This window comes from Prevotella sp. OH937_COT-195 (assembly GCF_003932845.1).
Classification (GTDB): Bacteria; Bacteroidota; Bacteroidia; order Bacteroidales; family Bacteroidaceae; genus Prevotella.
Genome location: NZ_RQZH01000107.1, coordinates 1 through 678, shown reverse-complemented (window position 1 = coordinate 678; position 678 = coordinate 1). Strand labels below are relative to the sequence as shown.

The following is a 678-nucleotide window of genomic DNA, read 5'->3' as shown; positions in this document are numbered from 1 at the left end:
CATTTGAAAAAACAGACTTTTATTTTGCTGTTTTGGATGTAGAATAAAATTAAGAAAAAGAAGGAGGTGTTCATTATGAAAAAAGTAGGGAAATTAGCCATTTTAGCAGGTACTATGGCTTGTTTTTGGATTGGAACTATGGAAGTTAAAGCTGATGAAATTAATGATGTTTCTAACTATTCTGGGATAGGATTTCGTAGTGCTGTATTACCTGAGTTTGGGTATGGAGCAGTTCATGGTGTAACTAATATGGGGTATGGAGTTACCTGTTGGCAAGTGGGAAATAGGAATCTGGCTAAGTGTTCTGTAGATTGGGGTGAAGTTGCAGCTCATACTGGACGAGTCATGGTAAATGGTTGGGTTGATTCTGCTGGTGCCAGTCATGATTATTTGACTAGTTGGGGGCAAAAGCCATGATTTTTTTTAGAAAGAAAAAATTAGATGAGAGGCAATTGTTTTTTGATTTAATACATGAAGCTTATAATAGTTTAGATATTAGTAATGATTTAAAAAAGCACTTATTACAAGCAGCTATAGCTATAGAAAATAATGAAAATTTAAATTTGATTTCTTATAAATTACATCCCTATGTTTGTAATGAGTTTTATGTTGTTCCTGAATTAAAAGAATTAAAGGTGTATGTAGAAAGAAAGAGAGCTAAGTGTTTTATTGGTTTGA

General features: G+C 32.6%; 2 protein-coding genes. Both read left to right on the top strand.

Annotation, left to right across the window (positions count from 1 at the left end; all coding sequences use genetic code 11):
• Nucleotides 1-75: 75 nt before the first annotated feature.
• Nucleotides 76-417 carry a hypothetical protein gene (locus EII32_RS11435; RefSeq protein ID WP_124793496.1) on the top strand — a complete coding sequence of 114 codons (342 nt, stop codon included), beginning with the start codon at nucleotides 76-78 and terminating at the stop codon, nucleotides 415-417.
• On the top strand, nucleotides 414-678 hold a 265-nt coding region (locus tag EII32_RS11430; RefSeq protein WP_125235475.1), incomplete at its 3' end, for a hypothetical protein. The genes EII32_RS11435 and EII32_RS11430, both read left to right, overlap by 4 nt.

Excerpts from the sequence above, each read along its gene's own strand:
- EII32_RS11435 (WP_124793496.1), top strand. The coding sequence starts at position 76 with ATGAAAAAAGTAGGGAAATTAGCCATTTTAGCAGGTACTATGGCTTGT.